We start from the raw sequence: 21,578 nt of genomic DNA, 5'->3' as shown, positions 1-21,578 counted from the left end.
CGACAGGAGGCAGATGCCCGCGACCGTGCGGCCCTTCACCCAGCGGATGATCGCCGAGGACGTGGGCGTCAGCGTGACGACGGTGTCCCGGGTGCTCAATCCGGCCGAGGAGCATCCGGAGCGCTGGGCGTCGCCGGAGAAGGTCGCGGCGATCCTCGACTCGGCCGAGCGCAACGGCTACCGCCGCAATCCGCACGCGGCGAGCCTGCGCACCGCGCGGTCGAACGTGATCGGCGTGCTGGTCCCCCGGCTGCAGGACTTCGTGCTGGCGACGATCTACGAGGGCATCGACGAGGCGGCGACCGAGGCCGGGATCTCCACCTACGTCACCAACTCGCTCGACAACCCGGAACTGCAGCGCCAGCGCACCCAGCAGATGCTGGACCGCCGGGTGGACGGGCTGATCTTCGGCGACGCCCACTCCGACGACCCGTTCCTCGACAGCCTCGCCGAAACCGGCGTCCCGTTCGTGCTGACCTCGCGCCGGCTCGGCGAGCACGTCTCGATCACCTGCGACGACCCGGCGGGCGGACGGCTGATCGCCGACCACCTGCTGGAGACCGGCCGCCGCGACGTCGCGATCGTCGCCGGGCTCCCCTTCGCCTCCACCGCGCAGGAACGGACCCAGGGCCTGGTCGACCGGTTCGTCGAAGCCGGGATCGACATCCCCGCGCACCGCATCGTCTACAACGGATTCGACGCGGCGGCCGGGCGGGAGGCCGCCGATCAGCTGCTGGCGCGCAAGCCCTATCCGGACGCGATCTTCGCGACCAACGACTTCGCCGCGATCGGCGCGATGGGTTCCTTGCGGGACAAGGGACTGCAGATCCCCGACGACGTGGCACTGGTCGGCTACAACGACACTCCCCTGGCCGCGTCGATCTCCATCCCGCTGACCACGATCCGGTCGCCGATGCACGAGATGGGCCGCCGGGCGCTGGAGACGCTGCTGCGCAAGCTCGCCGGGCAGGACGTGGAATCGCAGCGGCTCCAGCCGGAACTGATCGTGCGGGCCTCGACGGCCGGCTGACACAGAGGTCTGACGCCGGGGCCGCCGCGGAATTCCTCGCCGGAGCACAGGTCCGCGTCCGGGCCGCGCGACCACCGCACGTACAGGTCGTCCTCCCCGGCCCGGCGGAACGCCGTGACCAGCTCGTCGAGGTCGCGCACGAAATGTGCAGGGCAGCAGACACGGTTGTGGTCACCCAGGGGGCGGATCGAGGCGGGGAGTTCAGCGAGTGCGCACGCGGCGGCAGCGAGTGTACGAAGTGGACCGAAGCGGGCAGGCCGGCGCGATGGAGGCCGTGCACCGCTTGGCGGCGCACGGCCGTTTCCGGTTCGTCGCACAGCGCGCCGTCTCGCAGGAGCACGTCTGGGCCGAGAAGTTCTTCGACGGTCGCGCCCGCAGGCACGGCGGTTCGGGACCGCCCAGCAGTTCCTCTCGGCGAAGCTCGGCGGGTTCGTGGTCGAGCGGGACGAGCGCGCCGATCCGGCGCGGGGCGCCGCGGCAGTCGACGAGGCGGAATTGCCTTGCCTCATCCCGGTTTCGGGTCACCTCGGGTCGATGGGCCGGGCCGAAGTTCCGCCGCGACAAGCGGACGCAGCTGACCGACGTCGCGCTGGTCCGGTCTTCCTGGAGAGAAGTCGATCACGCGCCTGAAACGGTGGCCACGTCCGATCCGAACAATGCGGGCGGCGCGGCCGGAGTCTCAAGAAGCGCGCCGATTCTCGGGACCTGATCGGCGATGCGGGCACTGTGCGCCTCGAACGCCGCCCTCGACTCGAATTCCATCAAGATCAGCACCGTCGGGTGATCGGCATCATGCGTCAGGTGCGCCGAGTAGCGCAGGCAACCCGGCTCGGCGCGGATCTGCGCGGCCAGTTCGCGCAGCAGGTCCAACAGCTCGCTTTCCCGGCCCCGTTTCGGGCGCATGGTGGACATCGTGACCACGGCCTCGGCGCGCGATGTACCGTCCCGGAGCAGGGCGATCGCCCGGCGGACGTCCCCTTGGTCACGCAGCTGAATCTCTCGCCCCGGCAGGCTTCCCGCCGACGCTGCGACAGCGACGTCGCCAACCTCGTCGGCGCTGACGGAGCCCGAGCCGGTGTCGGTCGCGAAACGGGTGCGGACCGGACCGAGCACCAAGGCGAACACGCGGCTTTGACCGCCGCGCTCGGCCGTCAGCACTCGCTGCATCATCAGCAGCGCCGACTGTTCCATGCCGACCAAGCCGGCCGTCGGCACCGGTGTCACCGCGGACTCCCCGACGATCAGGCAGTAGGCGCCCGAGGAACTCAAGTGCGGCAGGCATGCCCGCATGACTGCCGCGTGCGCGGTCGCCAGCTCGACGAACGCCGCTTGCCAATCGGACTCGCCGATCTCCCACAGGCGGCGACCCGACCAGAAGCCGCCGATCGGGGCGACGACGTCGTCGATGCCGCCGAGGTTGCGCTTCATCTCCGCGGCCAGCCTCTCGGCGCCGGTGAAGGTCGAGTAGTCGTGCACGACCAGGTGCAGGCGGGCCGTCGCCGCGTCGCCGAGCACCGTGCGGAACTCTTCGGCTCGCTGTTCGGTCCGGGTCGGCACGACCACGTCGGCGCCTGCGGCCAGGTAACTGCGGACCACGCCTTCTCCCACTCCGCCGGTTCCGCCCGGGACCAGCACCCGCCGGCCGGACAGGTCGAGACCGCCGAGCCGGCTGTGATTCGTGGACACCACGCGTCCTCCTCGCGTTAATTCGTTGGGCTTCCCAACGAGTATGAGCCGACCATACACGAACCGTTGGGGAGCCCAACGGATATGCTGGCGGGGTGGATGAGACGAACGACGGCACGCGAGTTCCGGCGAGGCTGCAAGCGCTGGTCAGCTGGCAGGTGAGCAAGGTGTCGACACTGGGTGCGCGGCTGTTCGCCCGAGGGCTGCCACTGACCGCACGAGCCGACTACTCCGTCCTGGCCGCCCTCGACGACCGCGGGCCGCTGAGCCAGGCCGACATCGGCCGCCAGCTGAGCATGGACCGCAACGACGTCAACGGCATCGTCAACCGTCTCGACAGGACCGGCCGGATCCGGCGGGAGGCCGACCCCGCCGACCGGCGCCGGAACATCGTGGTCCTCACCGACGCCGGTCTGGCGTACCTGGCCGAGATCCAGCAGCACACAGACGCCGTTCAGGACGAGCTGCTGAGCGCCTTGACCGCATCCGAACGCCGGCAGCTGCAGGCGTTGCTCGCCAAGCTCCTGGACGGTCACGCACAGCAACCAGCGTGACCTGACCGGCCGTCACCCCCGAGGTGTCAGTGCAGCGGCAGACTCCGGACGGCGAATACCCGGCCATTCAACGGATTGCCGTAAAGGTAGGTGTCCATCGGGAGGTCGTCACCAGCAGCCGATCTCCGCCAACGGCGACGCCGGTGGTCGTATCGGCGCCCCTGCAGGTGCGTTCGGAGACGACAGCGGCCCGGACGTCGTCGCAGGAGAGCCGGACCATGGTGATCTTGTTGTTCACGGAACGAGCGACACAGAGGGTGTTTCCTCGCAACGCGATGCCGTCGGCGCTGGGCAGCGGCGGTGCGTCGATCTTGCGGACCTCGCCGATGGTGGGGCGTTGACCTCCGCGGCCGCGATCCGGTAGACCACCGCGCGCAAGGAGCCGGTCAATGTCGACGTCCCCGTCGCGGGTGACGGCGGCGTCGTTGAGGAGGATCGGCTCGCCGGTGCCGGGGACGGTGTAGCTGGACACGAGGTGCCGGTGTCGGTGTAGACGAAGAAGCGTCCGGTGAAGGCGCCGGCGACGAGCAGGCAGTTTCCGATGATCTTGATGCCGGTGACCTGGGTGCGGCCATCTCGGCCGCCCGGCAGGAAGGACTCCAGCTTCTTCGCTCGGGGCGGCCCGCAGCAGACCGTACCGTCGCCGATGCTGGCGGTGTAGACGTGGTGGTTGTCGGTCGCGACGCTTTCGGAATGGATCGACTCCGATCAGCTGTTAGCCATTGACAACCGGAAGACCTGCACCGCCACGGACCACGCCGACGGCTTCGGCAAACGAGACGCCACTTATCTCAGCGCGATGCGAAACCGGAGCCGGTGGGATGTCGCGAGAGATTTCCGGCACCGGTTCAGCCTTCTCGTGGCGATCGCGGCACTAGTCTTCAACATTCGCCGCTGAGTCGCAGCTCAAGCGGGGCAGCGGGGTGCGAAATGAACGTCGCGCCCGGTGCGATCTTCCGCCGTACCCCGGCAGCCGGATCACCGTGCCGGTCGCCGGACTGTCCGGTTAGGGCGCGACCTCGCCCACGGCGCACTGCGCGCACGAGCTGCCGCTCGCCCGGGCGCTGTTCGGCGGCCGACCCGATAAAGCGACGACGTGTCAGACGGCGAACTCGAACCGCGCCGTGGCGCAGCAGCACGCGGGAATCAGCGTGCGTCCGACGCCGACCGCGACCGTGCGGTGGAACTGCTCAGGCAGGCCGTCGGTGACGGCCTGCTCGGTCTCGACGAGTTCAGCGACCGGGTCGACGTCGTGCTCGCGGCGGTGACCCGGGGCGAGGTGGAATCGGTGCTGGCCGATTTCCCCGGGATGCCGCTGTTTCCGCCCGAACCGCCGTTCTCCGAACCGCCCGCGCTCGCGCTCCGCACCGCCAACGGTTCGGTCAAGCAGGAGGGCAAGTGGGTCGTTCCGCGGCGGATACTGACGCAATGCGGCTCTGGCCGCGTCCGGATCGACTTCACCCGCGCCGTGTGCCGGCACACGGAAATCCAGCTGAAAGTGGTCTGCACCGGCTCGGGGCAGGTGCATCTGACCGTGCCGCGCGGATGGTCGATCCGCATCGAGGAGCTGAGCACGACCAGCGGCAGGGTCATCGACAAGGCGGCGGACCCGTATGTGCCGGGTTCCCCGTTCATCCGGGTGTCCGGCGAGCTGGCCAGCGGACGGCTCAAGGTGAAGCACCCGCGCGACGCCTGAACGGTAGACGCGACGAGAGCGGTCCGCTCGGTCGATGTCCGGCTCGTCGCCGGGCACGCGCTGGCGCGGTTGTCGCGGTGCCTGGGCCGCGTCGTCTCTTCGTCCGGTCGCTGATCCCGCTGCCGTCCTCGAGTGCGCCAGCTGCGCGAATCCGGGCATGCGCATCGGCCGATGCCGCTTTAACGCCAGCCGCACCGGCCGTGTCATCGGACCGGGCCGCGCTCGGCTGCAGCCGGAACGTCCGTTATCGCCGAGCGGGACGCTGACGACGGTCGTGGGCCGCGCACCGGTCGGCCTGCGAAGGTCAGCGGGGATACGGGCTGGCCAGAACAGTGGCGGGGAGGAGGGCTTTGCGGGCGATGCGGTCGGCGGTGGTGCTGAGTCGCTGGCCGTGGGAGCGAACGTAGCGGCGCATGCGGTCGAATGCTTCGTCCATGGGGATGGCTCCGGCTTGTGCGAGCACGTCTTTGGCTTGTTCGATGGTGACGCGGCTGTCGAGAGCGTGCTGGAGTTGCTCGGTGACGACTTCGCCGCGGCGGATGGCGCGTTCCTGGAGGATGCCGACGGTGGCGGTGTCGGCGAGCGCGCGGGCGATGTCCAGGTTCTCCGGTCGCAACGGGGTGGCGTTGTCTCCGAAGAGGGTGAGCGCTCCGATGACCTTGCGGCGCAGCCGCAGCGGCACGGCCTGCACCGAACGGAACCCCTCGGCGATCGCTTCGGCGGCGAACGCTGGCCATCGACCGGCCACGGTGTTCAGATCGCGGACGGTCACGACGTCGCCGGTGCGGCATGCCTCCAGGCACGGTCCTTGGTCGGACTGGAGCTGGAACAGTTCCAGCAACCGGGTGCGTTCGTCGGAGGAAGCGACGACCTGCAGGCCGCCGCATTGGTCCAGGAGACAGGTTTGGTTCCGTGGGGGTGACGGCAGGGTGACGGCGGGACCGGACACTCGGCTGATGACCCACGCCCACCAACCGCCGCCGCGCAGCGCTCGGCAGGAGCAAGGTCCGGTGCCGTCCGTCGTGTCGGAGGTGGTGAGATCGCCCGGCGAGCCGTTGGACAAGCCGACCAGCGCCGTCATGAGCGCTCGCCTGGGTCAGGACTTCAGCACCGTCCGGGTGCATGCTGACTCGCGCGCCGCCGAATCGGCGCGGGCACTGGGCGCGCGCGCTTACACGATCGGCTCGCACATCGCGTTCGGTGCCGGCCAGTACGCACCCGCGACGGCCTCTGGGCAGCAACTGCTCGCCCACGAACTGACCCACGTCGTGCAGCAACACGGACTCTCCGGCGCGCCGGAGGCGATCAGCCGGCCCAGCGACCCGGCGGAGCAGGAAGCTCGGACTATCGCGGCCGGCAGCCGCGGTCTCCCGGCCCAGGCAACCGGCCCGATGGTGCACCGGGATTCCCCCGACGAGGAACCGAGGGACGCGTCCTTGCCCGGCGGTGCTCCCCTGCCCGCGGACGCGGGCGCACCGGCAACGAACACCGGCGTCCCGGCACCGGTCCAGGACGCGGGCCCGCCCACGCAAGATGCGGCCGCACCAACCGGCCCGGTCGCCCCGGAACTGGGCGCGGGCGTAACCATCGACGCGGCGACCAGTGCCGCCCTGTGCGCCCGCTTCGGCACGCAGATCGGGTTCGTGCTGCACTTCCGCGACCAAGCGATCGAAGTGCAGCGCAGCAGCGGCGTGCCGGCCGCGTTCATCCTCGGCCAGATGGCCCTCGAACTGGGCTGGACAGCACGCGGCGCGACCGGCAACAACCTGTTCAACGTGGAAGCGGGCCCGAACGACCCGCCGGACCGGCGCCACACCGTGGTCACCACCGAAGTGTTCCCCACCCGGCACGAGAACGATCCGCGCCTGACCGGCCCGGAACCGAGGATCTGGCCGAACGAGTCAGGATCCGGATTCCGGCACCGCATGCGCCGGGACTTCCGCACCTACCCGGCCGAAGCGGACGCGATCGCCGAGCATTCCACCCGGCTGACCCAGCCTCGATTCGCGGCGGCCTGGCAACACGTGGACAACCCAGCGGAGTTCGCCCGGCTGGTAGCGACCGCCCGGCCGCCGTACGCGACCGATCCCCGCTATCCGACCGACCTGCCCAGCACCACGTCCCTGGCCAACCGCCTGGCCGCACTGATCCGCGACTATCCAGACGCCGCCCAGCAGGCCGCCGACCACGCCGACCAGCAACGACAGCAAGCCCGCCGCGCACAACACCGCTAGCACACCGGCCTCGCACGAACCCGGCGCGCGCCCGACAACTCCCCGCGACAAGTACCCGACATCCTCGATATCCCGGATCCTGGACGACGCGAGTCGCCCAGGATCCGCGCTCGCGGACGATGTCACGCACAAACGTCGGCTCAACCTGCTCGCCGTCCCGGCCGGCGAGGGGCGAAGACGGACGAGTACGGCCTGATTCCGCACCGGCAACCAATGGCCCTCGGCAACAACATCGACAGTGTCGATATCGGCCAGCAACCCCGAGCGCCACCGGTGAACAGCGCCGTGTCGTTGTCGCGCATTGATTTCCGATCAGCCGGAAACCAGCAACGCCCCTCGCGACTCGCCTGCCGCCCGCACGGCGGCCATCCCGCGGAAGCGACGCAAGCGCACGGAGCCGGTCAACCAGACCGTCACGCAGACGACCTGCTCGGCCCCACGGCGTAGCTCAAGCACTGCGCCGCACCATCCCGTCCCGCAACACAAGTCTCGCCAGCCTGACGGCCCGGGCCCGTCGCGCCACCACATCCACATCGAGCGGATCCGTCTCCACACCGATATCCAGCTTCCCTGGCGGAATACACACGACCACACGCGGGGGTCGGCACGAGCCGCTCACTGCGGCGCGCAGCTCGACCGCATCCAAGAATTCGTCTCTCTCCCAGCTCAGAAGACCGGCGGCATTGGCGACCAACAACGCCCTTTCACGCACCCGCATGCAGTTCTGCTGACGTACGAGAACGAGCGAATCGCAGATATGAAAAACGGCACCACCAGTTCAGCGAACGCAAAGGATCTCGACAAACGCACGAACGAGAGCAAGAAACCCGCACGATCCGGCAAAACTGACGAAGCGTTGAATCGCATGGGCATGCGGGCACTGAAGAAGACCGTGAAGCGAGACCTGAAATGCATCGCAGCATCCACCGACCAGGTACGCGACTTCTTCCTCTGCACCCCATGCATGTCACTTCGACCGGATGCGTCTGGCCGTCGGCGACACCGCAGGGAATTCCGCAGTCATCTCCGTGGCGTGGACCAGTTTCGCGAACCGCACCGACGCAGACGCCTTCTGAAAACCTCGAAGCGGTTCAGGGCAGCGGCGACATCACTCCACTCGCTAGCTCGCTCCTCGGCCTCGCCGGGATTCACTTCACCGGCCACCACTATCAATCTCACCGCGACGGCACCAAGGTCGTCATCGCTGAAACGGAGACCTTGCCGAACTCGCTGGATGGCTCCCCAAACCATAATCGGCAGATCTACCCGGCCCGTACCTCAAATCCCGGTACAGGGGCGCAGGGTCGTCGTGCCCCGCACAAGCACCCAGCGAGAAGAACGGCTTCCTCGGCCGACCAGGTTTCGACTTACCAAGCCGCAGCGCCCGCAGGCGCGCCGATCGCGATGTGCAGCGCACACTAGGCACCAGAGAATGGGGAGTCACTGAACACGGATTTCCCGCTGAACCGCGCGTTCGCGAAGGACGTCTTGCCCTCGCCGAACTGGCAATGGGCAAAATCTACGAGGTCATCGATCCAGGTTCCGGAGAAATCAATACTCTCCACCGACGCGCCTACCAGGTTGAACACGCACCGGGGCCACCATTGAGTCTGGACGCGATGAGGTCCACCACATGGTGCCGGAATTCGGGCGACCGGCCCAAGCTCCGCCCGGAAAAGTGGGCAGAAGCAGCCCCGCTGACCGGTCTCGGAGCTGGACCGCGCGCCATGCGAACACGGTTCCCCGCCCGGCCGCGTTGCGCGAAGGCACCAACGGGACCCGGTGGGATACAGCACGCAGATCACACGATCGGATCAAGGTAAAAGAGGACAACCGGACTAACCTGATTATGCGCTGTGCGTGTCCGGAGGGGGAAACGCGATGCCGTTCGCACACAGGTCGACGGTGGACCGGCACTGGACCGAGGCGGTGGACGCGGTGGTGACGGCGGCCGCGGCGAACCTCGGCTGCCCGCCGTCGGTCGACGAGATGGCGCGGATCGCCTGCTTGAGCAAATACCATTTCGTCAGGGTGTTCCACGAGGTGACCGGTCTTACCCCGGCGCGATTCGTCACCGCGTTGCGGCTGCGTGAGGCCAGCCGACTCTTGCTGCTTTCCGAAATGGCAGTCATGGACGTCGGCACGGCTGTCGGTTACAGCAGCGCGGCGACATTCACCAACCAGTACCGCAGGTACACCGGCTTTGCTCCGCGGGACCTGCGCCGCCTCGCTTCCGCGGCCAGCCAAGACGCGTTGCGGGGAATGATTTCCGTCGCGATGCGCGCGACGACCGGAAGGAGCGAGGACTGCGGCACGGTACCGGGCACAGTGACGGTGCCGGCGCGTTTTTCCGGGATAGTCGTGATCGGCCTTTTTCCGGCACGGCTCGCATCAGGGCTGCCGCTGATGTGTACGGCTTGCCGCGGCAGCGGACCGTTCCGGCTCGAGCCGGTTCCCGACGGACAGTATTGGCTCATGGCGATCGGACTGCCGTCGGGTGCCGACGTTTCGAGCTGCCTGACGCCGGTGCCCGAGACTCTCCTCGTCGGCGCCGCGCCAGTCCGCGCCGCGGGAAGCATGTCCGCACCGGTCGACCTGACGCTGCGCTGGGCCCGCCCGAGCGATCCGCCGGTGCTGAGCCCTTTGCCCGCGCTGCTGCTGACCCGGCAATAGCAGAGCGGTCAGGGCTTCTCTCCGGCCAGGCCGAGCAGGTACAGCGCGTCCTGCCGGTGGTTGCCGTCCGGCTCGGCGGCCAGGTACTCGCGCAGGCTGGCCGCCCCCTCCGGACCTCGCCGGAGCGCGGTGATCAGGATGGCACCGCGGAAGTACTTCGCCTCGGCGTACCCGGGTGCCGACCGCAATGCCTCGTCCACCGCCCACAGCCCGTCCTCCGGCCGCCCGGCGAGGTACAGCAGATACCCCATCGACGACAGCGCTTCGGCATTGCCGCTGTCGACCCGCAACACCGTCACGTATTCGTCGATCGCCTTGTCCGCCAGGCCTTCCTGGGCATAGCGGCGGGCACGGTCCAAGCTCGCGCCCACGTCAGCGTGTGGGGCGGCGGGCGACTGCACCGCCGCAGGCTCGGCAGCGTCCGGCGGGTTCATCGCAGTGACGAACAAGGGAACCGTGCAGAGCACGGCACCAGCCGCGAGGACGAGGCGACGGCGGCGGGCCGCCCAGAAACCCGACCGCCGTCCGGCCGGTTTCGCGGCGAGCAGCGGACGGACGACACCGAACAGCACTCCGAAGGCCAGTACCGACACGCCGGCCGCGATCCACCAGTTCACTCCAGCCGTCCTCTCGCGCCGTCGTCGCGCCCGATCCACCGGCGAGCCGCCAGCGCCCACCGGATCCCTCCCGCGACGAGCACCGCGGCCGGGATCGCCCACGGCAGCAAGCCAAGGCCGCGCGGAGGAGGCTCCAGGAGAACCCAGTCTCCGTACGCGGCGACGAACTCGCGCCGGATGTCGTCCGGCGTGCGGCCCGCCCGCAGCTCCGACACGATCCGGTCGCGCATGTCCCTGGCCACCGGAGAAGGCGAGTCCGCGACGGAAACGCCCTGGCAGGTAGGACATCTCAACGCCGAGCCGAGTTGCCGTGCGGTCTCGTCGACCGACGGGGAGCGTTCGGTCAGCAGCGCGATCGCGCCCAGTGCGACGACCGCCGCGGCCACGACCAGGAAGCGCCAGCGCCGCGTCATCCGCGCTCCAGCGAGGACAGCCGGGCGGACAGGGTCAACCGGGTGAGCGGTCCGCGCTCGACGTGGTCGATCCGGCCGTCGCGGTCGAGGAAATAAGTCTGCGGAATGCCGCGCACGCCGAAGCTCAGCGCGACCCGGGACTTCTCGTCGACCACCACGGGCCAGTCCGCGCCCGCCGTCCGCAGAAATTCCGCCGCCGCGGCCGTCGTGTCGTCGAAGACGACCGCGACGAACACGAAGCCCCGCTGCCGGTAGCGCGGCCACGCGTCGCGCAGCACCGCGAACTCGTCCTTGCACGGAGCGCACCAGGACGCCCAGAAGTTGAGTACCGCCGGATGGCCGCGGAGGTCGGCCAGCCGGAGAGGCCCGCTTCCGTCGAGCTTCGGCAGGACGAAGTCCGGAGCGGGGCGCTTCGCCGGCTCCGCGTCCCCGGACGGCCGCAGCGCCGCCACCACCAGCACCGTCAGCACCGCGGCGAGCAGAGCGGAGACAGGGGCCGCGATCCGCCAGTACCGGCCGTTCACGGCGTCGCTCCGGCCGTGGCGACGCGCCTGGCGCGAGACGGCGAGCGGCGCCGGACCGGCCAGCCGCAGAGGAACCCGCCGACGACGACCAGCGCTCCCCCAGCCCAGAACCAGGGCACGCCCGGGTTGACGTACAGCCGGACGGTCGCCTGGTTGCCGGGCTGCTGGACCGCGAGGAGGGTCGCGTAAAGGTCGGTCCAGACGCCGCGCCGCAGCGCCGGTTCGCCGATCGGGTCCGTGGTGCCCCGGTAGGAAGCGATCGACGGTGACAACTCCGCTGCCGAGCCGTCTCCGGTGCTGAGCGTGAACCGGGCGGACAAGGTCGTGCGTTCGGGATCGGCGTGCTGCTCCGCTCCCGCGTAGGAGAGTTCGTAGCCAGCGAGCACGGCGGACTGTCCGGGCACCAAGGTCGCTTCGGCCTCCCGGGACAGTCCCGCGCTCGCCGCGATGCCCGCGGCAGCGAGCGCCAGGCCGAGATGCGCGAGCAGCGCACCGTGCGAGCGCCGCACCGCATGGCCGGCGAACGCGGTCCACAGCGACCGGAGAACGGCGGTCCCGCGGGGATACCGTGCGCGCGCTGAACGGGCGAGTTCGCTCAGCGCGCCCGCCGCGGCGAACGCGGCGAGGCCGAACCCGAGCGGCACGGCGATGCCTGGCGCTCCGGCGAGCCGGATGCCGACGGCCGCGACGACTGCCGCGGCGGCCGGCAGCGCAAGGCGGCGGAGAAGCTGGCCCGGCTGTCCTTTCCGCCACGGCAGCAGCGGTGCGATCCCTGCCAACAGAAGGACGAGCAGCAACAGCGGCGTGGTCGTCTGCGTGTAGAACGGCTTGCCGACCGTGACTTCCGTGCCCGAACTGGCCTCCACTGCCAGCGGGTACAGCATGCCGGCGCCGATGGTTGCCGCCAGCGCGGAGAGCACCAGATTGTTGCCGAGAAAGAACGTCTCCCGGGACAGCGCCGCGTCCAGCTTTCCGTGCGAACGCAACCGGCTCGCCCGACGCAGCACGAGAACAACAGCCGCGACTGCCACCGCCCCGAGGAAGACCAGGAAGAACGGCCCGATCGCGGAGTCCGCGAAGGCGTGCACGGACACCAGGAGGCTGCCTCTGGTCAGGAAGGTGCCGAGAACGGTGAGCACGAAGGTGGCGAGGATCAGTCCGATGTTCCAGATCTTGAGGATCCCGCGCCGTTGCTGAAGCCGCGCGGAATGCAGGTATGCCGTCGCGGTGAGCCACGGCAGCAGGGCGGCGTTCTCCACCGGATCCCACCCCCAGAACCCGCCCCAGCCGAGCACGGTGTAAGCCCACAACGCACCGAGGCACAGGCCGGCGGCGAGGAAACACCAGGCGGCCAGCACCCAGCGGCGCGCGGCCTGCACCCACCAGTCGGCGGCGTCGCGTTCGGCCAGCGCGGCGACGGCGAACCCGAACGGCACCGCGAACCCGATCAGCCCGAGATAGAGCACCGGCGGGTGCACCGCCATGAGCACGTTGCTCCGCAGCAGCGGCTGCAACCCGGCACCGTCAGCGGGGACCGGATTGGAGCGAGCGAACGGGTCGGTCGCGACGACGACCAGCGACAGGAAGAAAACCTGCACCCCGGCGACCGTCGCGAACACCCACCGCAGCGCCGGATGCGGATGGCGGCGGGCCCAGCAGGCGAGTGCCGCGCCGTACCCGGCGAGGACGAGGTTCCACAGCAGGAGCGAACCGCCGGCCCCGCCCCACAACGCCAGCACCTTGTACAGCACCGGAGCCGCGCGGCTGGAACTCTCGGCGACGTACCGGACCGCGAAGTCGTCGGACAGCAAGGCGGCCAGCATCGCCGCGTTCGCCGCCGCGGTCGCCAGAGCGACGGCGAAGCAGCTGGTGCGGGCGCTTTCGGCGAGGGCCGGACGCTGGCGGCCGAACAGCGCGGCGAACAATCCCCAGGCCGCGGCGGCGAAAGCGAGCAGCAGCGAGGTCCGGCCGAAGACATCCATCGGCTACCCCCGCGTGTCCGGTGGCGGGGTGTACCGGTTGCCGTGCTTGACCAGGAGAGTGTCCGCTCGGACCACTCCGTCGGGGCCGTAGCTGCCCTCGACGATCGCGCCTTGCCCGTCTTTGAACGTCGCCGGCGTCGTGCCCGTGTACACGACCGCGACCTGTGCCCCGGAGTCGCGCAGCAGGAACCGGATCGCCCGGCCGTCCTGCACGATCGAACGCGGGATCACCTGTCCGCCGACGCGGACTCGCGCCGTGCTCGGGCCGGCGTGCAACTCGCCCGGTGTCTGGTAGTACACGAGGTTGTCGCCGGCTCCCGCCGTCACCACCCAGGCAAGCGCGCCGACGATCAACCCCGCCGGCACCAAAGCGACGGCCTTTCTCATTTCCTCGGCCCCAGCCGTGAAGCCCGGCGCAGCCGGTGCCGCAACGCCGTCGCGTAGCCGGCTACGACGACGAAGGTGAGGAGATACCCGGCCACTGCGTAGCTCAATTCGGCGCCTCCTTCCCCACCCGCGCCACCGGCTCGCGCAGCAGGTCCGAGCGCGCCCGCTCCTCGACCCGGCGCAAGTGCATGCGCGTCGCCAGCAGCCAGAGGTAAGCGAGAGTGAACGCGGCGACCGCGAACCCGAGAGCGAACAGCATCGACGGCGCGACGACCGGCCCTTGCACCCGGAGCACCGACGGCGGCTGGTGCAGCCCGCGCCACCACAGCACGGACAGGTGCACGACGGGCACGTCCAGAAAGCTCAGCACCCCGATCACCGCCGCCCAGCGGTAGGCGCGCGCGGGGTTTTCCGGCAGCCGCCGCACCGCGAGGTAGCCGAGGTAGATCAGGAACAGGATCGCGGTGGTGGTCAGCCGCGGATCCCAGGTCCACCACACGCCCCAGGTCGGACGGCCCCAGATCGCGCCGAGGACGATGGTCAGCGCGGTGAACACGACGCCGATCTCAGCCGATGCCTCGGCGAGGCGGTCCCAGCGCGTCCGCCTGGTCCGCAGATAGGCCACGCTCGCGGCGAACACGACCGCGAACGCCAGATAGGCGATCCAGGCAGTGGGCACGTGCACGTACATCAGCCGCTGAACCACGCCCTGCTCGGCATCGGCGGGCACGACCACCAGCGAGAGCACGGCACTGAGCACCAGGCAGACGGCCGCCGTCCAGCCGAGCACGCGGCGCCCGCGTTCGCTCGTCAGCCTTCCGACGGCCCGGCGCGCCCTCCGCATCTCAGTCCTCCACCATGTAGTCGAACAGCAGAGTGCCCGCCGCCCAGAACACCAAGGCCACGACGAACAGCAATCCCAGCCAGCGGCCGAGTTCGCCGGTCGGGCCGTACAACGCGAGCGCGGTCGCCTTCGCGCCCGCGATCAGCATCGGAACCGACAGCGGGAAGACGAGCAGCGGCAGCACTGACTCGCGGGTCCGCGCCGCGCCCGACACCGCTCCGAGGAGCGCGCCCAGTCCGCCCATCCCGAGGGCGCCGAGCAGCAACGCCGCGGCCAGCCCACCCGGCGAAGACGCGGCGGGCAACCCGTACAGCACCGCGACGAGTCCGAAAACTCCGGACTCCAGCACCGCGAGCTGAATTGCGATGGCGATCGCCTTGCCGAGGTAGAGCACCGAATTCGGCCTGGGGGAAAGCAGCAGGCCCAGTATCGCGTCGTCGTCGAACTCGGCTTCGTACGCGCGGCGGCACAGCAGCACCGCGCCGAACAGCGCAGCGAGCCACAGCAGGCCGGGAGCCAGCCGCTCCACGGCCGCCCCGCCAGGCCCGAGCGACAGTCCGAAAGAGACCACCAGCGTCGCCACGAACGGTCCGACGAGCACGGTCGCGTGCCGTGCCCGCAGTTCGACGCGCAGATCCTTGGCCGCGATCACCGCGACGGCCGACGGCGCGCCCATCGTCACCGTCCCTCCGTCGCCGCGGTAACCGGCGTGCCCGCCGAGTCGTTCACGCTGCCAGCGGCCAACCGCAGGACTCGGTCAGGCAACAACGGACGCTCACTGTCGTGAGTGGCCAGCACGACGGTCCGCCCGGCGAGCCGAGCCTCGCCCACGATGTCCTCGACCAGTTGCTTCGCTTCCTGATCGCACGCCGCGAAAGGCTCGTCGAGCAGCAGCAGCTCCGGAGCACGCACCAGCAGCCGCGCCAGCGCGAGCCGCTGCCGCATGCCCGGAGAGAAGCCGTGCACCCGCTCGCCGGCTGTCCTCGCCATCCCGACCCGTTCGAGCGCGGCGGTGACTTTCGCGGAGCTGATGCCGTGGAGCCGGCACACGAACCGGAGGTTCTCCTCCGCGGTCAGCTCGTCGTACAGCCGCGCCCGATGCCCGAGCAGCTCGGTGCGGGCGCGGATCGCGGGCCGCTCCCGCACCAGGTCGAACCCCAGCACGGCACCGGTGCCGAAAGTCGGCGAGATGGCCGTGCCCAGCAGCCGCAGCAAGGTGCTCTTCCCCGCCCCGTTCGGGCCGCGCAGCAAGACGAACTCGCCCCGCTCGATGCGCAACCCGACGCGAAGCAGGGCCGGGACCGGCCCGAACAAGCGGGTGACCCCGGCAAGCGAAACCGCGGGAGGGCTAGTCACCGGCGGAACCGGAGCGCGCGATACCCCTCTCGACGAACTGGAACGCCTCGGTGCCGGAAACCTGCATGGGCACGTCGATCGGGTGGGACAACGCGATCAGCCGCGCGAACGGCTCGATGGACTCGTGCGCGGTGCGCGGCACACCTGCCCGGCGGACGTCCTCGACGTTCTCCAGCGGGATGCAGTCCCGGATGCTGACCGGAGTGCCGACCGGCGGGAAGTCGGTGACGCGGCCGTACGCCAGCGTTCCGTGGATCGCCCGGAACGCCCCGAACTGGGTTTCGATCAGCGCGTAGGGGTTGAAGAACAGCGAGGCGGGGAACCCGCCGCGGCGCCCGAGCGCCTGCGCGATCCCGAGCGAGGGCTGGAAAACGTCGGGGTACTCGCGCTTGAGCGTCTCCCCGAGAATGATCCGGACCGGGCCCAGCACCTCGTGCTCCACCCGTGCGTCCAGGTTCAGGATCTGCATCCAGACGACTTGGCGGCCCGGGTCGAAGTAGCCTTCGGGCCGGGTGAGGAAGTCCTCCTCCCGGATGACCGAGGGCAGGGTGCATCCCTCCGGCAGCGGGATGTCGGCCCGGTTTTCCCCGCCGGGCCGGTACACGAACGGCTCGGACCTCGAGACCGTCTGCGTCGCGGGCGGCATCGTGAAATTGACGGCCTGACCGGCCAGATCGCCCTGCTGGATCTCCAGCGAAATGATGAAGTGGCTGAGGAAACCGTCGATTCCCGCCGCGGGAAAAGGCTTGATCTGGTCCCCCATCTGGCGGACGAGTTCGTCGTGTTCCTCGCTCAGCGCGTGGTACCGCGAAACGAGTTCCGCGTACGATCCGCCGCCGGTCGCTGCGGAATCTGCCATGATTCCCCCTTCTGGATTGTCTTCTGTCGGCGGTTTCTTCCGCGTTTCCCGGACGGCGCGTTTCCGCGCCGGCTCCGAAATTGCTGCCCTGAACGCTTATTTGGGCAGCGTCTTGCCGAAGATCTCCGCGTCGTGCTGAGACGGTTCGGTGCCGTACACCTGCTTGAAGGCCGCGCGCCAGTCCTCGCCGAAACGGATCGGGCCCTGCGGAACGTCGTGCGGGACGTAATGCAATCGCTTGACCAGCGCCGCGATGGAATAGGCGTCGGAGGCGCTCATCTGAGAGTAGAACTGCCAGAGCATGATGTGCTCGAGCGGGCGCGGCCTGCCGTACTGGTCCGGCTCCACCGCGATCCCGCGGCGCATCGCGCGCATCAGCTCGAACACCGACGTGTCACGGCTCGGGCCGTCCACTCCGAACTTCGTGAGGTTTCCCCGTACAGCACCGCGTTCCCCGGGTAGGGGAAGGCGGCCAGCCCCTTCTCGCTGGTCCGCAGCGGCAGATCGGACCCGAGCCGGAACACGCCGACGAAGGCGTCCTTGGGGTCGCCGCCCGTGAACTCCTGCAGAACGCCGTTTTCGTGGTGCGAATGGCATTCTTTGCAGCCGACGACCGCGGCGAGCAAGTACTCGGCACGGGCGGGCGACGGTCCGGTGGGCGGGTCCGCCGGATGGGGCACCGGAGCGGCGGGCTGGGGAGGGAACGGCAACTGCCGGTCCGGGATCCGGTTGTTCACCGGCGGCAAGCTCTTGAGGTAGACCGCCAGCGCCCTGGCGTCGGAATCGGCGAGATTCGCGAAGAACGTGTGCGGAGCGAACAGGAACAGCACGCGGCCGTCCGGCGTCTCGCCGGTGCGCAGCGCCTTCACGATGTCGTCGACCGACCATCGGCCGATCCCGGTCGCGACGTCCGGCGTGATGTTGCGGCTGTACACGACTCCGCTGCTGGTCGGGGAGAACCGGAGGATGAACGGAACGCCGCCCGCGTCGACCCTGGTCTCGTCGAGGTACTTCTTCCAGTCGGGATTCGTCCGGAACTCGCGCTCCCGGGCGATCCCCTGCTCGTCGCCGGGCGGCGGAGGCTGAGCGGGCACCTTCGGCGGAGTGTGGCAGGCTTCGCACACGCCGATGGTCGCCAGATACCGACCGCGGGCGAGCAGGTCCGCGGCCGCGGGGCGCGCACCCGAAGCCGGATCCGGGCGCTCAGCCCGCACCGAACCCGCACTGCCGGCCAGCAGCCCGGCACCGAGGGCGGCCAGACCCGTGAGCGTGACCATGAACGCGGCGCGACGAGATGCCATTTCCCCTCCCCTGGCGTTCGGACGTGGCTGTCTGGTTCAGCTCCTCGGCCCGTGCAGGGCGAAGGGAGCGCCGGTGGGATCGGCGAGGACGGCGTACCAGCTGTGGTCAGGCAGTTCGGCGGGTTCCCGGAGCACCGCGCCGCCCAGCTTCCGGGCCTGGGCGACGAACGGCTCGACTCCGGCCACCTGGACATAGGGAACCCACATCGGCGGCGCCTGCGGCGCGGACGGCATGATGCCGCCGATCGGAGGGCCTTCGCCGCTCTGGATCTCGACGTAGGGATGGTCGTCGTCGCCGGTCGGCGTGAGCTGCCAGTCGAACAGCTCGCCGTAGAACTGCCGGGACTTCTCGATGTCCGTCGTCGCCAGCTGCATGTACCCGAACGGGTGTGGCATCGCCGCTCAGCCCTCCCTGTGTGGCGCCCTCGACCACGACGAGTGTGACAGTTCGGCCCTCGCGAAACCTGTCAGGGATTGCGGTGTTGCCCGGCGCTCACCCGCCGACGTGTTCCAGAGCCTGCAGTGCCAATTCCGGCCATTTTTTCGCGTGCCGCACCGGAATTTGCACCCATTCCTTCATCGGGCGTCCCTTTCCTGAAGGATCGAACAGTTCCGCACCGGTCAGCTTCAGCGCGGCCGCGTGCGGATCCGGCGGAAGCTTGAAGGCGACGCCGTCCCGGAATTGGCACGCGTAGGCCTTGGTGCCGACCTTGAGGCACGGTTTGCCGAACAGAGTGCCGCGCACGCTCCCGTGCTGCGACATCCTCTCCTCGAGATCGTCGAATTCGGCGCGCGCCGCGGTGATCCGGTCTTCGTCTGTGGCCATGGGGAAACTGTGTCACTTCGCACCGGGGTGCGCCACCGGCGGCACCGGCGATCGACGGCGCTGCTTCAGCGGCTGATCGCGAGGTAGCCGTGATTGACGATTTTCCTCGCCTGGTCCGCGTACGGGGCCGGATCACTCGGCGCGAACGTCGCAAGGCCGTCGACGTAGCGGTTGAACATGCAGAAGGCCGCGGCGATCAGCACCGTGTCGTGGATCTCCAGGTCTGTCGCGCCAGCAGTCCTCTCGGCGACGACGGCAGCCAGTTCTCCGACGCCCATGCGCTCAAGACCTGCGCCGGACCCGTCACCCGCGCGTCCGGACGACCGATCTCCGTCGCCCACCTGCGCATCAAGAACGACCGCCGTCGGCTGGCTCTGGGCCTTCATCGCCGCCACCCCACCACCCTGCGACACCTGTTCAACCGCACGCTCGGTCAGCTCTGACCATTGCCTCCAAACAGGACAGACCTACGACGAAACCCGAGCCTTACGCCAACCCGCCACACTGCCTGCAGAACCGCTAGCAAAATCGGAGGTCTGTCAGCGGTCCTTTGTCACCGCCAGGCCCGGTGACACGGCGCTCGAATTATCGGTTCGACTGGGGGTGCCAGTCATGCCGGGCCTGGCGGCCACGAACTCCCTGGCCAGGAGCAACCTCACGGCTCGTGCTGTCTGCACACCTGCCGCGACCAGACAGCCGGACCGTGCGGAGGGGCCAGCTCGTGGCTGGCATCCCCCACCGCGCGGCCCGGCATCTCCGGACGGCCCGTGGCTCCCGGTGACGGTCCTGGGGCCGATGGCGTTCGCCCTCGTCGGCTATTCCGCTGATGGCTTCGTGAAGACGAGCCGGACCGTGACAGTGCCGCCATCGAGCGCTTCACCAGCCAGTGTGATGCTCGTGCCGGTGTCCGGCACCTTCACCGCGGTTCCCGGCAGCTTCTTCGCTGCCCAGAGGCGATCGTCGAAGGCCGGTTGCGCGGGAGCCGACGGTGCGGAAATTTTGGCTTGATACTTGATGTTGTCCTCGTTTCGGTTCGACCACCGCAGGTCCAGCGCGGGCGTTGGGGTCAACGTGAAGGTGGCGTCGTACATCTGCACGCCGACGCTGGCCTCACGGCCGTCGTCCGACGAGATCTGGTCGGGGTGGGCGTCGATGGGGATCACCTGCCCGGCCCCTGGATGCTCAGCCATCCTGTTGTCGGTGTAGGACCGGTTCCAATACCACAACAGCATCCCGGGCTGGTAGCCGAAGCGCTGCACGATTGAGCTGTCGGGATCGCTGCGGAAATATGCTCTGCGCAGGTCGGAATTGTATCCGGCATAACGCCGGTTCTCCGCCAGGTAATAGCGACCCTTGCCGTCCGGGCCTTTCGGCAGGATGACGACCAGTGCCTGCGAGTTGTCGCCCTGTTTCGCGTTCGATGCGTCCAAGGAGACATCGCCTCCCTCCCCGTAGCGGACGGCCGTGTAGTCGACCCAGCCGAGCATGAGCTTCTCCTATGGCCCGAATCCGGCCGGTGCCGTGCCCGTGGCGTTGTCCGAATCGGAGAGCCACGATCCTTTGTCCATGACGGACCAGAAGCCCGCGGTGTTGTTGGTCTCGCCAACTGTGTCGTAGAGGTCGGGCAGACCGAGGTCATGGCCGAATTCGTGCGCGATGACACCGACCCCGGCGTTCTCCGGCTCGATGGTGTAGTCGGCGACGCTGAGCCCGGTGTTGCCGACGTCCACCGGATCCAGCGGACTCGAGCGGTGCGACCAGATGTTGTCGCGGAGCCGGGGGTCGTCCGTCTGATCGGGTTTGGCTCCGGTCGCCTCGGCTCCGATCCCGGCGTGGATGATCGTCAGGTGGTCGATCTGGCCGTCCGGCTTGTCCTTGCGGGAAGCGCGACTCCACGTGTCGAACGTGGCCAGCTCGGCCTTGATCTGGGAGTCGGACCACTTGGCGGCCTTGCGGTTGGCGATCCATCCATTCATGCCGTCGGCGATGAGTTCGTCCAGCATTCCGCCGTCGACGTTGTTGTAATAGGCCTCGCTGTGCGGGAGCTTGATCCAATCGGTCACCGAACCGGTCACGTCGAAACGGCCCTGCGACTGCTGGCGGTAGAAATCCTTGAAGGAAGGAGTCCGGTCGCCGAAGAACAGGTCCTGGTAGTGCTGCCGATTGAAATCCGGGACCCAGTAAGTCGAGTTGTCCTTCTTCGGGTCCGGGCGGGGAATCTGGTTGTGCACCGGGCCGGCCGGGCCGCCGATGGCGGGGCTCGTGTCGTCGCCGAACTCGACGGCCAGCACGAACACCTTCTGTGTCCCGACAGCCTTCAACGAGTCCGCCGTACCGGGAGCCGCATCGGCCGAGCCGGACGGAGCGGACCGGTGCCCCGCGGGGTTGTCGGCGAGTGCCGACAGCTCGTGTTCCACATTGTCGGCGGCGGCCTGACGTCGCACCTGTTCGGCAGGCGATGGCCGGTCGTCCATTGCGGCATAGTCTGCCGTGCTGCTCACCCCCGTCGCGGTGGTCTCGTGCCTCGTGGACGGTCTCGGGATGTCAGGCTTTCTCGGTATCGCAGTCGGTTCCGGCAGGACCGACCGGCCGTCCT

At 69.2% G+C, this 21,578-nt stretch carries 24 protein-coding genes and 1 pseudogene; 6 read left to right on the top strand and 19 right to left on the bottom strand.

The window, feature by feature from the left end:
- Positions 1-13 precede the first annotated feature (13 nt).
- On the top strand, positions 14-1,030 hold the full coding sequence (locus RPX00_RS34790; RefSeq protein WP_406631764.1) for a LacI family DNA-binding transcriptional regulator: 1,017 nt from the start codon (positions 14-16) through the stop codon (positions 1,028-1,030).
- A gap of 618 nt (positions 1,031-1,648) precedes the next feature.
- Here the strand turns inward: RPX00_RS34790 and RPX00_RS34785 are convergent.
- Entirely contained in the window at positions 1,649-2,716 is a 1,068-nt protein-coding gene (locus RPX00_RS34785) for an SDR family oxidoreductase (RefSeq protein ID WP_406631763.1), read from the bottom strand.
- 95 nt (positions 2,717-2,811) lie between these two features.
- Between RPX00_RS34785 and RPX00_RS34780 the strand changes: the two genes are divergently transcribed.
- Positions 2,812-3,270, top strand: a complete 459-nt coding sequence (locus RPX00_RS34780) for a MarR family winged helix-turn-helix transcriptional regulator (protein WP_406631762.1) — start codon at positions 2,812-2,814, stop codon at positions 3,268-3,270.
- A 67-nt stretch (positions 3,271-3,337) separates the two neighbouring features.
- Here the strand turns inward: RPX00_RS34780 and RPX00_RS34775 are convergent, their stop codons facing one another.
- Positions 3,338-3,742, bottom strand: a complete 405-nt coding sequence (locus tag RPX00_RS34775; protein WP_406631761.1) for a hypothetical protein — start codon at positions 3,740-3,742, stop codon at positions 3,338-3,340.
- Between the two features lie 198 nt (positions 3,743-3,940).
- Here RPX00_RS34775 and RPX00_RS34770 point away from each other — a divergent pair, with 198 nt between their 5' ends.
- Positions 3,941-4,168 (top strand): hypothetical protein, encoded by a 228-nt coding sequence (locus RPX00_RS34770; protein WP_406631760.1) that lies wholly within the window; start codon positions 3,941-3,943, stop codon positions 4,166-4,168.
- A 198-nt stretch (positions 4,169-4,366) separates the two neighbouring features.
- Positions 4,367-4,966 (top strand): DUF1707 domain-containing protein, encoded by a 600-nt coding sequence (locus tag RPX00_RS34765; RefSeq protein WP_406631759.1) that lies wholly within the window; start codon positions 4,367-4,369, stop codon positions 4,964-4,966.
- Between the two features lie 304 nt (positions 4,967-5,270).
- Here the strand turns inward: RPX00_RS34765 and RPX00_RS34760 are convergent, their stop codons facing one another.
- Positions 5,271-6,047, bottom strand: a complete 777-nt coding sequence (locus RPX00_RS34760; protein ID WP_406631758.1) for a GAF and ANTAR domain-containing protein — start codon at positions 6,045-6,047, stop codon at positions 5,271-5,273.
- On the opposite strand from RPX00_RS34760, the gene RPX00_RS34755 reads away from it, so the two are divergent.
- Both RPX00_RS34755 and RPX00_RS34750 read left to right on the top strand, forming a co-directional pair.
- Positions 6,046-7,200, top strand: a complete 1,155-nt coding sequence (locus RPX00_RS34755; RefSeq protein ID WP_406631757.1) for a DUF4157 domain-containing protein — start codon at positions 6,046-6,048, stop codon at positions 7,198-7,200. The genes RPX00_RS34760 and RPX00_RS34755 overlap by 2 nt on opposite strands.
- A 1,881-nt stretch (positions 7,201-9,081) precedes the next feature.
- Positions 9,082-9,873: a helix-turn-helix domain-containing protein gene (locus RPX00_RS34750; RefSeq protein WP_406631756.1), complete on the top strand. Its 792-nt coding sequence runs from the start codon at positions 9,082-9,084 to the stop codon at positions 9,871-9,873.
- Positions 9,874-9,881: 8 nt separating this feature from the next.
- On the opposite strand, the gene RPX00_RS34745 is transcribed toward RPX00_RS34750, so the two are convergent.
- The 16 genes and pseudogenes from RPX00_RS34745 to RPX00_RS34670 form a co-directional block, all read right to left on the bottom strand.
- Positions 9,882-10,490, bottom strand: a complete 609-nt coding sequence (locus RPX00_RS34745) for a hypothetical protein (RefSeq protein WP_406631755.1) — start codon at positions 10,488-10,490, stop codon at positions 9,882-9,884.
- Complete coding sequence (locus tag RPX00_RS34740; protein ID WP_406631754.1) at positions 10,487-10,903, bottom strand: cytochrome c-type biogenesis protein CcmH; 417 nt, start codon at positions 10,901-10,903, stop codon at positions 10,487-10,489. The genes RPX00_RS34745 and RPX00_RS34740 overlap by 4 nt, the downstream gene beginning before the upstream one ends.
- The gene (locus RPX00_RS34735; RefSeq protein WP_406631753.1) at positions 10,900-11,427 is read right to left on the bottom strand and encodes a TlpA family protein disulfide reductase; all 528 of its coding nucleotides are present in this window, start codon (positions 11,425-11,427) and stop codon (positions 10,900-10,902) included. The genes RPX00_RS34740 and RPX00_RS34735 overlap by 4 nt, the downstream gene beginning before the upstream one ends.
- A complete protein-coding gene (locus RPX00_RS34730; protein ID WP_406631752.1) occupies positions 11,424-13,409 on the bottom strand; it encodes a heme lyase CcmF/NrfE family subunit in 1,986 nt (661 codons plus the stop codon). Before RPX00_RS34730 ends, RPX00_RS34735 begins: the two co-directional genes overlap by 4 nt.
- Positions 13,410-13,412: 3 nt before the next feature.
- Positions 13,413-13,796 (bottom strand): cytochrome c maturation protein CcmE, encoded by a 384-nt coding sequence (locus tag RPX00_RS34725; protein WP_406631751.1) that lies wholly within the window; start codon positions 13,794-13,796, stop codon positions 13,413-13,415.
- Positions 13,797-13,899: 103 nt separating this feature from the next.
- Positions 13,900-14,640, bottom strand: coding sequence for a cytochrome c biogenesis protein CcsA (ccsA, locus tag RPX00_RS34720; protein WP_406631750.1), 741 nt, complete (start codon positions 14,638-14,640; stop codon positions 13,900-13,902).
- Position 14,641: 1 nt separating this feature from the next.
- The gene (locus tag RPX00_RS34715; protein WP_406643194.1) at positions 14,642-15,316 is read right to left on the bottom strand and encodes a heme exporter protein CcmB; all 675 of its coding nucleotides are present in this window, start codon (positions 15,314-15,316) and stop codon (positions 14,642-14,644) included.
- 2 nt (positions 15,317-15,318) lie between these two features.
- Positions 15,319-15,996 carry an ATP-binding cassette domain-containing protein gene (locus RPX00_RS34710; RefSeq protein WP_406631749.1) on the bottom strand — a complete coding sequence of 226 codons (678 nt, stop codon included), beginning with the start codon at positions 15,994-15,996 and terminating at the stop codon, positions 15,319-15,321.
- Complete coding sequence (locus RPX00_RS34705) at positions 15,989-16,855, bottom strand: hypothetical protein (RefSeq protein ID WP_406631748.1); 867 nt, start codon at positions 16,853-16,855, stop codon at positions 15,989-15,991. The genes RPX00_RS34710 and RPX00_RS34705 overlap by 8 nt, the downstream gene beginning before the upstream one ends.
- Positions 16,856-16,951: 96 nt before the next feature.
- Positions 16,952-17,269 (bottom strand): hypothetical protein, encoded by a 318-nt coding sequence (locus RPX00_RS34700; protein ID WP_406631747.1) that lies wholly within the window; start codon positions 17,267-17,269, stop codon positions 16,952-16,954.
- On the bottom strand, positions 17,230-18,156 hold the full coding sequence (locus RPX00_RS34695) for a hypothetical protein (protein WP_406631746.1): 927 nt from the start codon (positions 18,154-18,156) through the stop codon (positions 17,230-17,232). Before RPX00_RS34695 ends, RPX00_RS34700 begins: the two co-directional genes overlap by 40 nt.
- Positions 18,157-18,192: 36 nt before the next feature.
- Positions 18,193-18,552: a VOC family protein gene (locus RPX00_RS34690; RefSeq protein WP_406631745.1), complete on the bottom strand. Its 360-nt coding sequence runs from the start codon at positions 18,550-18,552 to the stop codon at positions 18,193-18,195.
- Positions 18,553-18,649: 97 nt separating this feature from the next.
- Positions 18,650-18,982, bottom strand: a complete 333-nt coding sequence (locus RPX00_RS34685) for a hypothetical protein (RefSeq protein WP_406631744.1) — start codon at positions 18,980-18,982, stop codon at positions 18,650-18,652.
- A gap of 65 nt (positions 18,983-19,047) precedes the next feature.
- Positions 19,048-19,236: pseudogene (locus RPX00_RS34680) on the bottom strand (carboxymuconolactone decarboxylase); the annotation flags it as partial.
- Positions 19,237-19,797: 561 nt separating this feature from the next.
- Positions 19,798-20,469 carry a hypothetical protein gene (locus RPX00_RS34675; RefSeq protein WP_406631743.1) on the bottom strand — a complete coding sequence of 224 codons (672 nt, stop codon included), beginning with the start codon at positions 20,467-20,469 and terminating at the stop codon, positions 19,798-19,800.
- Positions 20,470-20,478: 9 nt separating this feature from the next.
- On the bottom strand, positions 20,479-21,456 hold the full coding sequence (locus RPX00_RS34670; RefSeq protein WP_406631742.1) for an immune inhibitor A domain-containing protein: 978 nt from the start codon (positions 21,454-21,456) through the stop codon (positions 20,479-20,481).
- Positions 21,457-21,578: the final 122 nt, after the last annotated feature.

This window comes from Amycolatopsis sp. WGS_07 (assembly GCF_045278895.1).
Lineage (GTDB): Bacteria > Actinomycetota > Actinomycetes > Mycobacteriales > Pseudonocardiaceae > Amycolatopsis.
This window is presented reverse-complemented; position numbering and strand designations above follow the sequence as displayed.

Coding starts and splice junctions, on each gene's coding strand:
- RPX00_RS34790 (WP_406631764.1), top strand. CDS start 14: ATGCCCGCGACCGTGCGGCCCTTCACCCAGCGGATGATCGCCGAGGAC.
- RPX00_RS34755 (WP_406631757.1), top strand. CDS start 6,046: ATGAGCGCTCGCCTGGGTCAGGACTTCAGCACCGTCCGGGTGCATGCT.
- RPX00_RS34760 (WP_406631758.1), bottom strand. CDS start 6,047: ATGACGGCGCTGGTCGGCTTGTCCAACGGCTCGCCGGGCGATCTCACC.
- RPX00_RS34750 (WP_406631756.1), top strand. CDS start 9,082: ATGCCGTTCGCACACAGGTCGACGGTGGACCGGCACTGGACCGAGGCG.
- RPX00_RS34740 (WP_406631754.1), bottom strand. CDS start 10,903: ATGACGCGGCGCTGGCGCTTCCTGGTCGTGGCCGCGGCGGTCGTCGCA.
- RPX00_RS34730 (WP_406631752.1), bottom strand. CDS start 13,409: ATGGATGTCTTCGGCCGGACCTCGCTGCTGCTCGCTTTCGCCGCCGCG.
- RPX00_RS34725 (WP_406631751.1), bottom strand. CDS start 13,796: ATGAGAAAGGCCGTCGCTTTGGTGCCGGCGGGGTTGATCGTCGGCGCG.
- ccsA (WP_406631750.1), bottom strand. CDS start 14,640: ATGCGGAGGGCGCGCCGGGCCGTCGGAAGGCTGACGAGCGAACGCGGG.
- RPX00_RS34715 (WP_406643194.1), bottom strand. CDS start 15,316: ATGGGCGCGCCGTCGGCCGTCGCGGTGATCGCGGCCAAGGATCTGCGC.
- RPX00_RS34705 (WP_406631748.1), bottom strand. CDS start 16,855: ATGGCAGATTCCGCAGCGACCGGCGGCGGATCGTACGCGGAACTCGTT.
- RPX00_RS34695 (WP_406631746.1), bottom strand. CDS start 18,156: ATGGCATCTCGTCGCGCCGCGTTCATGGTCACGCTCACGGGTCTGGCC.
- RPX00_RS34690 (WP_406631745.1), bottom strand. CDS start 18,552: ATGCCACACCCGTTCGGGTACATGCAGCTGGCGACGACGGACATCGAG.
- RPX00_RS34685 (WP_406631744.1), bottom strand. CDS start 18,982: ATGGCCACAGACGAAGACCGGATCACCGCGGCGCGCGCCGAATTCGAC.
- RPX00_RS34675 (WP_406631743.1), bottom strand. CDS start 20,469: ATGCTCGGCTGGGTCGACTACACGGCCGTCCGCTACGGGGAGGGAGGC.
- RPX00_RS34670 (WP_406631742.1), bottom strand. CDS start 21,456: ATGGACGACCGGCCATCGCCTGCCGAACAGGTGCGACGTCAGGCCGCC.